The sequence below is a fragment of the Romboutsia sp. 1001713B170131_170501_G6 genome (genome assembly GCF_015668195.1).
Taxonomy (GTDB): Bacteria; Bacillota; Clostridia; order Peptostreptococcales; family Peptostreptococcaceae; genus Romboutsia_C.
This window is the reverse complement of sequence record NZ_JADPFC010000001.1, coordinates 518,573-535,755: the sequence shown is the minus strand read 5'-3', so window position 1 is coordinate 535,755 and position 17,183 is coordinate 518,573. Positions and strand designations below refer to the sequence as shown.

17 protein-coding genes are annotated in these 17,183 nt (G+C 26.4%); 4 read left to right on the top strand and 13 right to left on the bottom strand.

All coding sequences use genetic code 11. From position 1 onward, the window contains the following. Nucleotides 1-7: 7 nt before the first annotated feature. Nucleotides 8-661 (top strand): helix-turn-helix transcriptional regulator, encoded by a 654-nt coding sequence (locus tag I4U89_RS02715; protein WP_195938130.1) that lies wholly within the window; start codon nucleotides 8-10, stop codon nucleotides 659-661. A gap of 289 nt (nucleotides 662-950) precedes the next feature. Here the strand turns inward: I4U89_RS02715 and I4U89_RS02710 are convergent, their stop codons facing one another. Next, entirely contained in the window at nucleotides 951-1,763 is an 813-nt protein-coding gene (locus I4U89_RS02710; protein WP_195938129.1) for an alpha/beta fold hydrolase, read from the bottom strand. 230 nt (nucleotides 1,764-1,993) lie between these two features. Between I4U89_RS02710 and I4U89_RS02705 the strand changes: the two genes are divergently transcribed. Next, nucleotides 1,994-2,686 carry a YoaK family protein gene (locus I4U89_RS02705; RefSeq protein ID WP_195938128.1) on the top strand — a complete coding sequence of 231 codons (693 nt, stop codon included), beginning with the start codon at nucleotides 1,994-1,996 and terminating at the stop codon, nucleotides 2,684-2,686. A gap of 122 nt (nucleotides 2,687-2,808) precedes the next feature. Here the strand turns inward: I4U89_RS02705 and I4U89_RS02700 are convergent, their stop codons facing one another. The 10 genes from I4U89_RS02700 to I4U89_RS02655 form a co-directional block, all read right to left on the bottom strand. Continuing rightward, entirely contained in the window at nucleotides 2,809-4,200 is a 1,392-nt protein-coding gene (locus I4U89_RS02700) for a PH domain-containing protein (RefSeq protein WP_195938127.1), read from the bottom strand. Nucleotides 4,201-4,217: 17 nt separating this feature from the next. Beyond that, complete coding sequence (locus tag I4U89_RS02695) at nucleotides 4,218-4,610, bottom strand: GntR family transcriptional regulator (protein ID WP_195938126.1); 393 nt, start codon at nucleotides 4,608-4,610, stop codon at nucleotides 4,218-4,220. Between the two features lie 350 nt (nucleotides 4,611-4,960). Then, nucleotides 4,961-6,868 (bottom strand): glycosyltransferase, encoded by a 1,908-nt coding sequence (locus I4U89_RS02690; RefSeq protein ID WP_195938125.1) that lies wholly within the window; start codon nucleotides 6,866-6,868, stop codon nucleotides 4,961-4,963. A 1,031-nt stretch (nucleotides 6,869-7,899) separates the two neighbouring features. Continuing rightward, nucleotides 7,900-8,316, bottom strand: a complete 417-nt coding sequence (locus I4U89_RS02685; protein ID WP_195938124.1) for a hypothetical protein — start codon at nucleotides 8,314-8,316, stop codon at nucleotides 7,900-7,902. Nucleotides 8,317-8,778: 462 nt separating this feature from the next. Continuing rightward, the gene (locus I4U89_RS02680) at nucleotides 8,779-9,969 is read right to left on the bottom strand and encodes a dicarboxylate/amino acid:cation symporter (RefSeq protein ID WP_195938123.1); all 1,191 of its coding nucleotides are present in this window, start codon (nucleotides 9,967-9,969) and stop codon (nucleotides 8,779-8,781) included. 210 nt (nucleotides 9,970-10,179) lie between these two features. Continuing rightward, nucleotides 10,180-10,380 (bottom strand): hypothetical protein, encoded by a 201-nt coding sequence (locus I4U89_RS02675; RefSeq protein ID WP_195938122.1) that lies wholly within the window; start codon nucleotides 10,378-10,380, stop codon nucleotides 10,180-10,182. Nucleotides 10,381-11,206: 826 nt separating this feature from the next. Then, nucleotides 11,207-11,845 carry a hypothetical protein gene (locus tag I4U89_RS02670; protein ID WP_195938121.1) on the bottom strand — a complete coding sequence of 213 codons (639 nt, stop codon included), beginning with the start codon at nucleotides 11,843-11,845 and terminating at the stop codon, nucleotides 11,207-11,209. A gap of 226 nt (nucleotides 11,846-12,071) precedes the next feature. Next, nucleotides 12,072-12,734, bottom strand: coding sequence for an HD domain-containing protein (locus I4U89_RS02665; RefSeq protein ID WP_195938120.1), 663 nt, complete (start codon nucleotides 12,732-12,734; stop codon nucleotides 12,072-12,074). 66 nt (nucleotides 12,735-12,800) lie between these two features. Then, a complete protein-coding gene (locus I4U89_RS02660) occupies nucleotides 12,801-12,995 on the bottom strand; it encodes a transcription initiation factor TFIIIB (protein WP_195938119.1) in 195 nt (64 codons plus the stop codon). 63 nt (nucleotides 12,996-13,058) lie between these two features. Next, complete coding sequence (locus I4U89_RS02655) at nucleotides 13,059-13,679, bottom strand: hypothetical protein (RefSeq protein ID WP_195938118.1); 621 nt, start codon at nucleotides 13,677-13,679, stop codon at nucleotides 13,059-13,061. A gap of 271 nt (nucleotides 13,680-13,950) precedes the next feature. Between I4U89_RS02655 and I4U89_RS02650 the strand changes: the two genes are divergently transcribed. Continuing rightward, nucleotides 13,951-14,280: a PadR family transcriptional regulator gene (locus tag I4U89_RS02650; protein WP_166505147.1), complete on the top strand. Its 330-nt coding sequence runs from the start codon at nucleotides 13,951-13,953 to the stop codon at nucleotides 14,278-14,280. Further along, complete coding sequence (locus I4U89_RS02645; protein WP_195938117.1) at nucleotides 14,277-14,897, top strand: DUF2812 domain-containing protein; 621 nt, start codon at nucleotides 14,277-14,279, stop codon at nucleotides 14,895-14,897. The genes I4U89_RS02650 and I4U89_RS02645 overlap by 4 nt, the downstream gene beginning before the upstream one ends. Nucleotides 14,898-15,014: 117 nt before the next feature. Here I4U89_RS02645 and I4U89_RS02640 read toward each other — a convergent pair whose 3' ends face one another. Together I4U89_RS02640 and I4U89_RS02635 are read right to left on the bottom strand one after the other, a co-directional pair. After that, nucleotides 15,015-15,527 carry a ClbS/DfsB family four-helix bundle protein gene (locus tag I4U89_RS02640; protein WP_195938116.1) on the bottom strand — a complete coding sequence of 171 codons (513 nt, stop codon included), beginning with the start codon at nucleotides 15,525-15,527 and terminating at the stop codon, nucleotides 15,015-15,017. Between the two features lie 189 nt (nucleotides 15,528-15,716). Further along, nucleotides 15,717-16,877 (bottom strand): MFS transporter, encoded by a 1,161-nt coding sequence (locus I4U89_RS02635; protein WP_195938115.1) that lies wholly within the window; start codon nucleotides 16,875-16,877, stop codon nucleotides 15,717-15,719. Nucleotides 16,878-17,183: the final 306 nt, after the last annotated feature.

Below are 17,183 nucleotides of genomic sequence, written 5' to 3'. Positions count from 1 at the left end.
GAAAGATATGAGATTATTAGAAATACTTTTTTATCTATTAAAAATCAACTCTAAAACTACAATAAAAAATTTAGCAGAGATGTTTAATGTATGTGAAAAAACTATACAGAGAGATTTAGATAAATTATCACTCTTAGGTATTCCTATAATTTCATATCGAGGTGTAAATGGCGGAATAGAGATAGATAGAAATTATATAATAGCTAAATATATACTAACTGACAATGATTATAAAGATTTAATATTGTCACTATATATTTCTCAGCATATAAAACCAGATTTAAAAAAGACAGATCTTATTGAAAAATTCAAGCTAGTTGACTCTGATAGATGTAATAAAATATTAGAAAAACTAGAAGAAATATATATAATAGACTTAGATGAAGACAAAAGTATTGATAAAAAAGATGTATATAAAGTAATTGAAGATGCCATAGATAATAAGTCTTTTGTAAAGTTACATCTTGAAAATACTGTTATGGAGGTATTTCCTATTTCTTATGTTTTAAAAAAGGAAGGATTGTGTTTATATTGTTATGATGAGGAGTATAAATTAGTTTTAATGAATATGGTATTTGATGCTTTAAAATGTGATAGATATTACACCGAACCTATAATTAAATACAATGAAAACAAGAATAAATTAAAAAATTATTTATAAATTTTAATTGATGTAACTAGTATGCCAAAAATACTTGCAGTATGCTTAAGACTTGTTAAATTCTCATAAAAATCAACTTGGTAAATTCTATTTTACATATAATAAGGAGGAACGAATCGTTCCTCCTTATTTATATATCCTATAATTTAATCTCTTACCCTTAACACTTACCAAATACCCCTTACTCATCTTAAATAATCCTACTACTAATAGCCTCATCAATTTCAACAATCTCATGAAAGTTCTATATATTTTTACAATACCATGCTAGATTTACTTCTACAAAACTTTATTCTTCAATAAATTTTACCAATTCTTCGTTAAATCTCTCTTGCTGATCATAAAACGATGCATGACCACTAAATTCAAATGGTACAAGCTTTGAGTTTTTAATACTTTGATTTTGTACTTTGCCTAGTGAAAATGGAACAACTTTGTCATGAATTCCATGAATAATTAAAGTTGGGACATTAATTGCTCCTAAATCAGTAAATAAAACTTCATTTATCCAAGTATTTGCAATAGCTGCTGTTGACCAACCTGATGCCTGTAAGCCTAATTGCAAGAACCAATCAGAGAATGGTTTAGTTATATACTGAAAGAAAAAAATGTCACCAAAATCACTCAACATTTTAGGACGATCAGTATATGTTCCCTCAATAATTTTGATAACCGCATCTTTTTCTAAACCATATGGGAAATTTGGACGTTTGATAAGGCTAGGAGCTGCTGCAGCAAAAAGAGCAAGTTTAGATACTCCATATCCTTTATGGCGAGACATGTACCTGATAGCTATAGCTCCTCCAGTTGAATGTCCTGCCAGTGTAAAATTATGTATCCCTAATGCATTAACTACACATCTAACATCGTCTGACAATCTATCGTAGTCGTAACCTCCATAAGGCTTATCTGACTTACCAAATCCTCTTTGATCTATACCAATACATCTATATCCCATTTTAGGAAGTTGATTAAACTGATATTCAAACAACTTATGACTACCAGGCCACCCGTGCAAAAATACTATTGTATTCTTCCCCTCTGGGTTAAGATCCTCTACGTAAAGTTTTACATTTGATTCTACTTTAACATAATATCCCATACAAATACCTCCATTAATATAAAGTCTTTATTAGTAACTTATTCTTCTTCATATAAATATGTAAGTTGTCTTTACGCTTTTATTCTGTATTGTAATTTTCAAATATCGTAAGTTAAAAGACTAAATGCTTTTAGTAATGCTAATAATTTATTTTTAAAGAACTATCATAATTTAGGGTATAATATATATATCATTAATAGTGATATTTACATGTCAAGAGGTAAAATTATATGAAAAATAATAATGAGAGAAAACAGAAAGTCCCTCCTTGGGAAAAGCCTATATTTGTAATGATAGTAACCATTGTTGGAGGGTATATGAATGGATATACCTACATTACAAGAAATCATATATTAGCTAATATGCACACTGCTAATATGTCTAAATTAGGAATTAACATAGCACTTGGTCAGTGGCAAGATGCACTAAGCTACTTTATTCCAATTGTTGCTTGTATATTAGGTGCTGCATTTAGTGAGCTAGTTAAAGCTATACTTATAATACATAAATTCAAAGGAGACTGGAGAAAACTAGCCCTGATTTTAGAATCAATTGCACTATTCTTTATAGGACTCATACCTACTTCTTGCCCGGATATTATTGTTACTAATTTGGTTTCTTTTTTTATGGGATATCAGCTATGTTTATTTAGAGAATGCCTTGGTGTTGCATTTAACACAACTATATGTACAGGAAATATTAGAAATGTTGGTCAATTATTATATAATGCATTAGACGAAAAAAGTAAAAATTCCATAAGAAAGTTAATTATTTTTGCATGTCTTACTTTCTCCTTTGCATTAGGAGCTATTCCAGGTACTTTAATATCTATTGCTATAAGTACTAAGGCTGTATGGGTTTGTAGTTTTATATTATTAGCACAAGCAGTTTGGATAAATATCTATGAATGTAGTGTGGTTTAATTTCATAAGAAACTCCCATACCCAAGAAATTCATCTTAGGTATGGGAGTAAAATTTACTTTTATTTATCCATCTAAGTATTCTTACATTGTCATCATTATACCTTATATACATATAATGATTTTATAATTTTTCTATTAACTTATTATATACATCCATAGTCTCATCTTTAGTTTTTTCGTTATATATAAAATAGTTATTTTTCAATTTTACAATGATATATGGTTTACTATTATTATAAATATATACCCTACACTTTCCATATTCTCTAGATTTAAAATTACCTCTACAATATTCATCAGTGCCTATACCATTAGTTCTCAGTTTAAAACTAACCTCATCTACTAATTTAATATCTTCTATATCATTAACACTAAATTCATAATCATAAGAAGGGTAATCAACACTTATACTTTCATTTGATATAGTAATCTTATGATTAGTAAGTTCCATACTTAATAAATTAAAAAACAATGGTATAAAAATCACCGCACATATTACAAATCCTGAATAATATGATATTTTCCCTTTTTTAGTAGCTAAATTATAAGTATATACATTAAATCCAAATCTAGGTCTTACTTTTGAGTTATGATCATTTTCATTGTAATATTTATATCCATCTATCCAATATTCATCATCATCTGTATAAATAACTTCCCTATCTATTTTAAGTAGCTCTTCTTCTAAATTTTTTATCCTATTATTAGTATAAATAGGAGCTATAATTACTATTATAGCTCCTAAAATAGCTATAATAGTTATAACGTAATAACTTACATTAATAACTTCATAAATTACTAAATATGTAAACAAGAAAATTATACTTGAAGTTAGAGATGTAATAAACCAAAAAATTGAATTTAAGTATTTTTCTTCTTTATTCAAAATATAATTAATATCACTATTTTTGCTATACACTTTTAATCTAAGCTTATTACTACTTCTAAATCCTACAAAATACAATAATACTAATACAATCATTAATATAAATGCTGTAAAAGTTGCATACTTTAAATCTTCATCATATTTAACTATAGATATAATGAGTGGAATCAAAGATATACCAAAAGGTATAAGAATATACTTATTAGGTATAGGCATCTTATCTTTTAACCTACTAATTTTAGTATCCATACTTACAACTCTTTTTTCACCAATAAACCATTCATTATCTTTCTTCAACTTTTTAAGCTTTCTATTCATATGTATATAAGGTTGCTTAACTAACCATTCTGCCGTAACTAAACTCCAAGCAAGCAAATATAAAACTGATAAAAGTTCCTTATTTATAAAAGCTATTGGCAATCCAGTTAATATAATTACTAATGTAAATATATTTGTTATTCTCTTATAATCATCAATCATCTTTAAAATAGCATCATCACTTAAAGCTTGCGTTGGAAGAGTAACTCCAAACAATATATTTCTGCTTGGTTTAGCTGCACTCTTCATTGTAAAATAAACCATAATTATAATCATAATAAATGCAGGCATTAAGATAAAATTCTTCATATATTTTCTTCCCCCCCCTATTTACTATCTAAGGACACACATTTCATCAGATTAAATATATTCTCACACATATCCATAAACTCTTCTTTTTTTACACCTTTGATACTAGCTTCTGATATAACCAAATTCAAGTCTTCCTCTAACTTTTCCTTAAACTCTAACTTTCCACCAGAAAGTAAATTAACCTTAGCCCCATGCCTTCTATCAATTGTAATAAAACCTTCTCTTTTTAAAAGACCGTAAGCCTTATTAACTGTCATAGGATTAATCCCTAAATCCTCAGCCATTTGTCTAACAGTAGGAATACCTTCTCCCTGAACAAATTCCCCCTTACCAATTCCTATTACAATCTCATTTCTAAGTTGTAAATAAATAGGAACTTCACTTTCAAAATTTAAATTAATAATCATTAAAACACCTCGATTTTAAAATAATTTGAAACTAAAATAAAGTATTATTTGTGTTATATATAGTAATACATATAATACTTTATTTCAATAATTTTCAAAATAAAAAAGATATTGACTAAATATGGTCAATACCTTTTTCGTGGACTTCAATTATGGAGAGGAATATCAGAAATAATACCCGAAATTAATTTACTTTTTACCTTCTAGTAAATATAAGTTCATTTAATTTATTGTTTTCTTTTCATTTAACACTGTTCTTCTTCCTTATACTTATAACATCCTTAATCTCATAGGAATTATTACAAAAAAATCTGACTTAATTTATATTAAGTCAAACACTTAAATTACGTTTATACAGCTACTGATTTTTCTATATTTTTATCTTCTACATATCGCTGAGTTCTCTTTGGATCATAATAAGGACTCATATTATCCACATAAATATCCATAATCATCTCCATTTGCTCAACATTTAGATTATCATAAGTTAACCCAACTATTGTACCTCTTTTTCTAGCAACCTTACAATTAATCTTAATCCCTTTAATAACTAAACCTAGCTTATTTCCGAGTTCGATCTCTTCATCATTACTTAACTCTATTCCAATGCCTTTCTCAGATATATCTACTACCTTTCCTCTTAAACGATTCATACCATCTTCTAACTCAATTCTTATATCATCTACAACTTCAATTCTTTCTGTATTTCTAAATATAGGCTTTTGATAAGCAACCTTTATACATATAATTGCTCCAATAAAATTAAAAATACTCCATCCCATATTAATAAGATATGCACCTACGTGTATATTACCTTCTAAAAACATTTTTCCACTAATATACCAACCAATTAAAGTAACTACTATTATAACTATATGAGGCATGGCTATTCTAAACTGGAACTGTTTTCTATCATTAGTAATATCCTTTGAAGTAACATTAAAATTAACCTTTATAGATAACATCTCTTTAAGTACAGATAAGCTTATATGAGGTGCCATAGCCATTTCATAATAATGTGCCCATTTTAAGCTTCTAGTTTTTGGTGACAATGTATTAAATATTAAAATCTGTCCCAATAAATATGGCACGAACATACTAATCAACGAATAAGCATCCGCATTTATTATAAGTTTTTGAGTAGTTAAATATACTAAAGGACAAATTATATAAATTAACTTTTGTAAACTAGAAAACCAATATATAGCACCATCCAAATATGCAATTTTTTGACTTAGAGTAAGTCCTCTAGTAAATAAAGGGTTAAATTTCTTTAACACCTGTAAATTACCTCTACACCAACGATCCCTTTGCTTCACTAACTCTGAAAACGTAGTTGCACTTAAACCTAAAACTAATACTTCATTGATAAACATTGTAGTATACCCTTTTGATTGTAACAACATTCCTACTGCCATATCTTCAGTTATTGAGCATGTTGGGTAACCACCAATTTCTTCAACAGTAGATCTCCTAAATACTGCATTTGTACCTACATGTAAAACTGCATTTATAGATGCCCTCGCTTCTTCAATTTCTCTCATAAAGAAATCTTGCTCATTAGGTATATTCTTATTTAAATTGTATTGATACATATCTTGGTTATAGTATACTTGTGGTGTTTGAACAAAAGCTAAATTTTCATCTACAAAGTACCCAACGGTTTTAGATAAAAAATCTTTTTTGGGAATCATATCTGCATCTAATACTGCAAATAAATCTCCTTTTATATATTTAAGTACATTATTTATATTTCCAGCCTTCGCACCTTTATTATCTTCTCTAGTAATATAATTTACTTTGTATTTCTTACATAATTTTTTTAAACTATCCCTTCTTCCATCATCACACACATATACTTTAAATTTATTCTTATCATACTCCATCCCCATACTAGCTACTATTGTTTTTTCTAATAAATCTAGTGGCTCATTATAAGTGCATATTAATACATCTACATTTGGTACCCTATTGTATGCAAAATTTTTTATGCTTTTCTTTTCTATTTTATATTCTCTAGTAAACAAAAATTTAAAATTTAAAAATGATATTAATCCTACTATCTCTGCTAAGTATAAACTAGTCCCCATTATAAAACTAAACATACCATTGTTTATAGGTATAACCGTAAATCTCCATACTATATATACAATGGATGTAACTGTATTTGTTGTTATTAGTACTTTTCTATACTTAGGTTTTTGCCTTGATATAAAGTAACTTAATAACAATACTACTATGATTATATATAAATACATGTTTCATATCTCTCCCCTTTTTATTTTTAACGTATAATTAAGTATACTAGTATTTACTATAATCTATAATCTATGTATATAATAATACCTCTTTTGTATGATAAATTTTATCACTTAATTATAACTTACTTTGGCTTCATTTAGAATAATATATATCTATACCACAAAAAAAGATATTGACTTTTAACCAATACATTTTTTCATGAATTTCAATGGTAAAGACGAGGGAATCCCCTCTGTCCGAAATTTAAATACTCCCTATGTTAATCCTACGTAAATAATCGTTATTTATATTATAATATCAACCTTAACATAAGTAAATAACTATATTTCATCAAAATCAACTGAGTAATTTCCATTTACTACATAAACAAAGAAGAACGAATCGTTCCTCCTTATTTATATATCCTATAATTTAACCTCTTTTCCTTAACACTTACCAAATAGTCCTTACTCATACAAAACTTTATTCTTCAATAAATTTTACCAATTCTTCGTTAAATCTCTCTTGCTGATCATAAAATGATGCATGAGTGCTAAATTCAAATGGTACAAGCTTTGGGTTTTTAATAATTTGATTTTGTACTTTGGCTAGAATGCTTTTAGTAATACTAATAATTTACTTTTAAAGTAACTATCATAATTTAGGTTATAATATATATCATTAATAGTTATATTCACATATTAAGAGGTAAAATTATATGAAAAATTATTATATAATGCTTTAATATCTATTGCTATAAGTACTAAGGCTGTATGGGTTTGTAGTTTTATATTATTAGTACAAGCAGTTTTGATAAACATCTATGAATATAGTGTGGTTTAATTTCATAAGAAACTCCCATACTCAAGAAATTCATCTTAGGCATGGGAGTTAAGTTCAATATAGATTAATTTTTAGTTATCTAGCTCTATCTATTTATCTAAAATTTCTTTTTCAATTAGCATATCTATAAATAATGTATGTTCATTAATCACATTTTCAATAATATGTTTTCCAAGTATATAATCTAATATAAACCTTTATATACTTAATTTCCACCAATTTTAAATGAGCCTATTTCTGTTTTTCCATCTTCTTCGTAAACAGGAATTGCTCTATAATAGCCATATTTTTTAATGTTTTTTTCTACCTTCTCCATATAAGCCATTGCTTCCTCTGGGTTGTTTGGTTGATTTGCATTATCATAAAACTCATCTCTGTAAACATAACCAGTTTTACCATTTTCCATTTCAACCGATATTAAATCTGGTCCATTGTCATATTCTATAGTAGCTAAATTACTACCATAAGTTTGTCCATTTTCATTTTCTTTGATTTCGTATACATTTTCATTATTAGAAATATCATCTAAATTGCTTTGAGAATTAGCAAAACTCTCTAATCCTATAAATGTTAGTCCAACTATAATTGCCAATCCTAAAATATACTTCTTCTTAAGTATCATTACATATCCCCCTTAATACAATATATATTAAAATTATTATTATATTATATTCTTTTAATTTGTATAGTTCTTTTAACTATATATAAAAACCTTTGGTGTATCGTACAAAACAACTAATGTAATTATAAAAAACACTGTATTTATTATACTTGTAAAATCGAAATACCATCATCTATAGCTAAAGTATCTAGCCATTTTGAAAAAATTCCAAGTCCAATTCCAAGGAGAAAAATTATAACTTTCCCTTCACCTATTTCAAGTTATATAACAATTACGAACTTTGATTATATTATACATAATATTCAATTATTTTCTAGTTATATTATAGTTGTATTACAATTAAGTTAATAAAAAATAATTAAGACTTATAATTTTTCTATAAATCTTAATTAATATAAAAACAAGCCTTATACAAAATACATGTAGTAAGGCTTTATTATATTTATAAAATAATTAAACTAACTATAAATTAAAAGATTTATCATCACTCTTTATATTCTTCTTATCAGCAACTCCTGTAAGCATAAGAGTCAACGCACCATCTCCAACAACATTACAAGCTGTTCCAAAACTATCTTGAAGGGCAAATATAGTTAATATAAGAGCTGTTCCAGTTTCATTAAATCCAAGAACACTAGTTATCAAACCAAGAGATGCCATAACTGTTCCCCCAGGAACACCAGGTGCACCTATTGCAAATACTCCTAGTAATAATATAAATAAAACCATAGTCCCAACACTTGGAAGATTACCATAAAGAATTTGAGATACAACCATTACAAAGAATACTTCAGTTAAAACAGAACCACAAAGATGTATATTTGAACAAAGTGGAACAGAAAAATCTAATATATCTTTTCTTAAAACCTTAGACTTATTAGCACATTCTAGTGCTACAGGTAATGTTGCAGCAGAAGACATACTTCCAACAGCTGTTAAATAAGCTGGACCATAATATTTTATAACTTCTATTGGATTTTTTCCTGACATCATACCTGCAACAAGGTATAATACTGACATCCATATAAAGTGACCAATAAGTACAATAACTATAACCTTTAAGAATACTGGAAGATGATTAGTTATAGAGCCTTCATATGCTAAAGCAGCAAATGTTGTAGCTATAAAGAAAGGTAATATAGGTATTACAACTCTATTAACTAAGCTTAAAACTATATTTTGAAACTCATTTAGAAATTTTTCAACTAAATCGGCTTTAGTCCAAGTTACAGCTAAACCAACTATTATAGATAAAAATAAAGCACTCATAACAGGCATTACTTGCGGTATGTCTAATTGAAAGATAAGTTCTGGTAATTCACGTAAAGACCCTGTAGTTGAAGCGATTGATAACTTTGGAATTAATATGTAACCAAATATTGCAGAAAATGCTGCTGCACCTACTGATGATATGTAGGCAAAACCAATTGCAAATCCTAGTAATTGAGAAGCATTATGTCTTAATTTAGCTATGGATGGAGCTATAAATCCAATGATTATTAATGGAACTGAGAAGAATATAACCTGACCTAAAACGTATTTAAGAGTAACTATTACGTTCATTACGGACTCTGAAGATGCAAATCCAACTATAAGACCAATAATAACTGCTAGTACTAGCTTAAATATTAAGCTATCGAAAATCTTTTTCATAATAAATCCCCCTTTTAATATGAATAAAATTTTTAAATAAAATATTTAGTTGTTACAAAATATTATAAGCATCAACACAAATGATAGCAAACTAGTACTTAATATTCAACAATAATTAAGCATTTACATAAAATTAAATCAAATACATAAAAATAGAGTAATAATTTTAGATTACTACTCCGTAAGTTCACAATATATTAAATAAATACACTACTTAATTTTATCTAACTTATCAAAAAATATTGAAATCTCACCACACTTTGGACAAACAGTAGCCTTTACTTTTCCTTTGGTATCTGAAAAAACTCCACTTCCTTTTCCTAATAACACTGAAGCTTGAGCTGTAAAATTTTCAGTTTTCAACATATAATCTTCAACCATAGTTTCATTACATCTTAAACACATTCTCATACTATCGCCTCCATTTGAATATTAAAATAAAACATGTTTTTCGAAACATCATTTACTTTGTTTTTTATCCTTTATATGTGTGCCTAAGGAAATTATAAATGATACCACAAATATATATTTAAATTTTTAATTAATCTTTTCGTATCTATGCCACCTATGGGGTAATAAATCAAACAAAGGAAAAGTTACAATTATTATTAATATTTGCAATTTAATTTTTAGCATGAAGTCATTTAAAGTAATGATATTATTAAATACAAATATATTTAAAATAAGAATAGTAAAAATATATATCCCCCTATACACATTTGCTTTAGGTTTATAAATTGAGTTACATTTTGTACACTTCAAATGTTCTGTCAAATTTAAAATACATTTTAATCTATCATAAAATGTAAACTTATGATTACATTCAGTATAATTTCCCACAATAATTTCCCCTTTCAATCTTTTATTGTAATATATAACAATTGCTAATTTAATTATAGCAGAACTTATAGTTAAATAACTGTACACTAAAGTAAATAATTTCATAAACCCAAATAATGCTATAAAATTTTACAATAAAATTCTTAATATATACTTTAAGAATTTTATTGTAGTTTTAACTTTCTTCACAAAGTGTTGATGATGTAGTATTTATATATCCATATACTTTTTAATATTTTATTTTTAGCTACCTTATACAACTGTATAATAAATAAGCAATAAAAATAGCTAGACCTATAGAAATTCTCCAAACTCTAGCTATTTTTATATACTTTAATAATAAATATATTAAAATTTTTAATATATTATATTCTTTTAATTTGTACAGCTATCCTAACTACATAAATAATCTGATTAAATATGCCAATACTATAGAAGTTATTAAACTATATATAGATCCCTTTTGTGTATCGTATAAAACAATTAATGTAATTATAAAAAACACTGTATTTATTATACTTGTAAAATCGAAATACCACATTCCTATACTAAAAGAACATAATATCATAACTGTAATTATACATACCTTAATAATAAATGGGATAATTCCATTTCCTTTAGCATACCAACAAATAAATGCCAATAATGGAGAAATAAGTGTTACCAAATACCATATCATCATGTAATTCATAGGATTAAATCCTGCAAAAATAATACTACATAGATGATAGCTAACACACATACCTAAAAAGAATAAAAATACATTAATGCCCGCTCGTAAAGATGTATTACTAAAAATAGATATACATACTGCTATTAAAATCCACACTCCAAGTAAAGAGAATACATTTCCTAAGTCGAGTATACCTAAAATATGCTGCCACCAAATACCATCATCTATAGATAAAGTATCTAGCCATTTTGAAAAAATTCCAAGTCCAATTCCAAGAAGAAAAATTATAATTGAATTCATTATCTTTTTGGAAGTCATTAAATCATTCTTAGGAATTCTTATTTGTTCTAAAAATTTTATCATTGTCTAATTCACTTTCTTATGTAAATTCCTATTTATCTATATTATTTAAAATATTTCCTAAATGATAATCCATAAGGATGGAAATATTTTAAATCCTCTATTAGTTTACTTTTTATGCTTATTTTTATTATATAAAAATAAGCCAACTCCAGCTATCAATATCCCAAATACTGCAATTACCCCATATGGAATTGTAAAAAAATATGTAGTCATTTTTATTCCCCCTTTATTTAACACTTTGCCCATTAAAATTCCATTCATTATAAAACTCATTTAAAAACTCTTCCATAAATTTATGTCTTTTTTCTGCTATTTCTTTTGCTGTATCTGTATTCATTAAATCCTTTAATTTTAATAATTTTTCATAAAAATGATTTATTGTATGATTTTGTGCATTTTTAACTTGGTTTAAAGATTTAAAATCTATTGGTTTTATTGTTGGGTCATACATTAATTGATTTTTATTTCCTCCATATGCGAAGGTTCTAGCTATTCCTATAGCCCCTATAGCATCTAACCTATCAGCATCCTGAACTACTTTTCCTTCAATAGTATATTGTGTTGAATCAATAACTCCACCTTTAAAGGACATAGTTTGTATTATTTTAATTATTTTTTTTAAAGACTCATCATCTATATTTATAGAGTTTAGAAAGTTTTCTGTAACTGTAGTGTTTGTATCATTTGTATTTGAAAATTTCCAGTCATCAATATCGTGTAATAATGCTGTCATCTCAACAATAAAAGAATCTGCATTTTCTTTTTCTGCTAAATATTTAGCTAAGTTATATACCCTTTCTATGTGAAACCAATCGTGTCCACTTCCTTCACCATATAGTTTATTCTTGACAAACTTCTTAGTTTTTTCTATCATTAAAATCTTATTCATATCTCTTAATCCTTCATTTAATAACATACATTTATTTTTTATGGATAGTTTTAAACCTATATATTATTATCTACTATTCTTAAATTTATTAGGTTTTAAAACTCTCATGGCTATTATGTATCCACATTCTGTACATACACTAGCTACAACTTCTTGTGTTTTAGGAATTAAACTCTTTGAATTAATTAATCCACCATAACCTACAAAACTACCTTCTCCAATTTCACTACATCCACATAATGGACATTTTTCTAAATCCATTGATAATCCCCCTAAAATGTATCTTATTTAAATTAGCATTATATTAAAATTTTTCAGTAATTATTATGCTAATTTAGCTAATTTTCTCATCCACCAATCCTTAGTTAAATTGATATATCCATTTGGAGTTATTACAATATATTCATCATTTACATCTAGTACATCTGGTACTCCCGTATATACTATATCTATATAAAGATTAAATCCCTTAACTTTTCTATTTAATTCACATTCTAATTCATCTATATAATCACAAAATCTATTTTCTACCATAATTTCATAGTAAGAAATCGCACTTTTACCTCCAGCTTGCATATCCCACCACTCAATGAAGTATGGATATGCTTTTTTACAGCATTCCCTAAGCTCAATATATTCCAGCTCTAAAAAATTATTTACATTATATATTTCACTAACAAGTAAACTCATTCTATTATGGTTAATATTATTACACCTTTTTTCTATAACTCCATTAAACCATAGTTTCCACTGTAATTTTAGCTTTTCAATATGTAAATCATCAAAAACTAAATTTGATAGATTAGTTGGCCAAGGTGTATTCGATTCATTAAAGTTTTCATTATCAATTAAATTATACATACACCCAGTGAATATAATAAAGTTTAATAACTCATCCTTAGATGTTCTAATAGACCAAGATTCATTAGTATCTTCACTTATCATTTTAAATATCCCCCTTACTATTATTTTTTATTTTGTATTATATAATAATTGTAAACAAATAATCTACATAATTATACTATATGTTATAACTATTTGTATATTTCAACATAATTGACTTTAACTTGTTATCTTATATCTTTAAAATGATAATATACATAAGATTAATGTAAACCTTAATAAAGATATAATTTTATTGTCAATTATTACGTTTACTGATATAATTTTATTACAGTAAACGTAATAAAGGTTACTGTAATAAAGGAGAAATAAAATGAGAGATAATGTAAAAGGTGGTGCTTTAACAGAAACTACACTTTTTATTCTATTGGCACTATATAAGCCTAACCATGGCTATGGGATTATGCAATTTATAGAATTAAAAACAAGTGGTCGTTTATCATTAGGGGCTGGTACTCTTTATGGAGCTATTAATACTTTGTTAAAAAAAGGATGGATAGAGCCATATGAAAGTAAAGATGATAGTAGGAAAAAGGAGTATTTAATAACATCTAAAGGTAAAATCGTAGTTGAAAATGAAATTGCACGATTAAATGATGTTCTTAATATCTCTTTAAAAATAGTAGGGGATGATAAAATATGAAAAAAATAGTGTTTAAGTATTTCTTTGATTTTTTAGAGGGTCAAGAAAAATGGTTAAATCAAATGGCTAAACATGGATATAGGCTTATTAAGGTAGGAAAATTAACCTATGAGTTTGAAAAATGCAATCCATCAGAATATATATACTGTGTTGAATTTGTTGCTGATAAGTCAAACTCTGAAATAAAAAAATATAAGAATTTTTTAGAAGATGATATTGGGTATAAAAGCTTTAGAAAAAATATAAATATAAACTGGTCATTTGGAAAAATGAAATTTAGACCATGGAGTAATGGTGGTAAAATTTCAACTTCCCCAGGAAGTTTTAACAAAGAATTACTAATATTAGAAAAGCAAAATGATGGTATGGATTTTAACCTACATACAAGTAATGATGATTTAATAAAATACCTTACTCCAATACGAAATATGTATTTATTCACAACTATACTTTTTGCAATAACTATTTTTATAAGTAAATATAAAGCTAATAATCATTTATTATTAAATACACTATTAGGGGCATTAATTTTAATTACTCTATTTTTAGGAATACAGACTGTAAAATACTTTAGCTTAGTAAAGAAATATAAAAAAGACAAAAAGCTTTATGAATAATTCAATATTAAAAGAATTATATATTATATAAAGTTTAAACTATATAGAATTAAATTTATTAGATAGCTATACCACTTAACTAAATCAATTTTAGTTACTGTGGTATAGCTACTTTTATTATTGTTGCAACCTTTTCCACTTTCGTATTTTTGTTCTAAATGACTTAAATGGTGCAACAGTATTGATATGAATCCACTTCCATATTGGCCAATTAGATGGTGTTGATGATGACCACTTTCTTCCCCCTTGCTGAAATAATTCACTATCTGTATAACTGTTAATCAGATCAATAATTTGTTGTTCTTTTTTTATAAACATACTGCATAACTCTTTAAGAGTATATCCCTCGTATTCTTTATAAAAGCTTTCATATAAACCACCGAGGTTGTTCCATTTATAATCTGGTGTTGGAGTTATAACAGTATATCCTTGCTGTTCTTGCTTCTCCCAATCAAGGATAAGATTCATCCATCCCAACTGATAAGCAATCATTTGAGTTGGTGTTTTATCAACTCCATCGATTAACTTATCTTTATTTTTTTCATCAATGTCTTTAAATTCTTCTATAAATAATTTTGCACGATTTGAAATTTCTAAAATCAATTCTTGTCTATTTTTATACTCTACCACTTTTACACCCCACTTTAAAATTTGCTACTTTAATTATAACGTTAAATGTGTTAAATTAGATAGCACTTCATAAAATATATTGTTCTATCAAGTATCCACTAAAGCATATATTTTTAAACACCAAAAAGAGCATCATTCATTAATGCTCTTTAGTTCTTAGCATATTAAAATTATTTACGTAAAGCTAATTTAATCTACTCTACAAATTGAATCTTTTTTAATTAGAATTAATATCAGTATCGCTACAATGACCATAAAAAAACCACTTAAATAAAACGGTGCTTGATGTGAAACATTGTCATAAAGAATCCCTCCAACTAAAGGTCCAATCATTAATCCAAAATCACAGACAATGCTATAGATACTATACATAACCCCAACACATGATTCACCTATCATATCTGTATATATATTTTTCTCAGATACATTATATAAAACACCACCTAATGTAGATAAAATCCATAATATAGCTAATATCAAAATAGAATTAGCACTTGGTGTAATAATTGATATAATTGCACAAATTAATATACCAAAAATCATAGAGTATCTATAGCCACATTTATCTGAAAATGCACCAATTCGCTTTGAAAGTAAACTTTCTGAAATAAGAGCTGGAAAAAATGCATAGGCTAGCAATAAAATATTATTTGTAAATTTATCCTGCATATATATCATAAATACTGGTCCTAGTATAGATGATGATATACATGTCATAAATACAATTATTAATAGCTTCATTGTATTTCTTGACTTATTTTTATTTATATCACATTTGACTGTTACTATTTTTTTGCTTTCTGGAATATTCTTTATTACCTCTATTACTGAATAAATAGATAAAATAGAAAATATTAAAAACAACATTTTCCATCCCTGTGTAAATGTCATAAATGATAATATAATAGATGCTATAATACATCCATATAAAGAACCAGTTGATTTATACGAATGTATTCTCCCGAATGCTTTTGAGAAGTTATTTTCTTTTGTAGTATCTGAAATAATTGAATATGTTGAAATGGTCATTGTAGCTGTTGCTATTCCTTGAAAAATCCTTGCAGCATATATTAGTACTGATGTGGTTGCAATGGAAAATATAAAATAGGAAGCTGCAAATAAAATACATGAAACTATTAAAATAGGCTTTCTTCCAAAGCTATCTGTAAATTTACCGATAATCGGTCTTGTTATAATTAGAATTAATGAAAGTATTGAAAATAATCCTGTTATCTCTACTGCATTCATACCAAGTTTTTTGCTGTATATGGGGAGTAGAAATGACATCACGCCCAATGGTAATGATGTTAATAGTACTGGCTTTCTTAAAGTAGTGTGTTTGTTACTCATACCGAAATCCTCCAATATAGTATAAATATATTCTATAACATATTTATACTATATACATTAAGTTTTATACTTTTTCTTGCATTAAGGATATATGATTAATTATCTTGAAATAAATGATTGTTTCTTAGATAATATATTAGCTTTTTATTTTCCATATATATATCATGTAACGCTAAATCTTTATCTAGCCATCTTGCAATATACCTGGAATTTGACCAAGTAAATTGTATATTATCTTTAATAGAATATATTGTGTCTTCAACATAACCTATAGGGAATTAATTTATAAATCTATAAAATTATGCA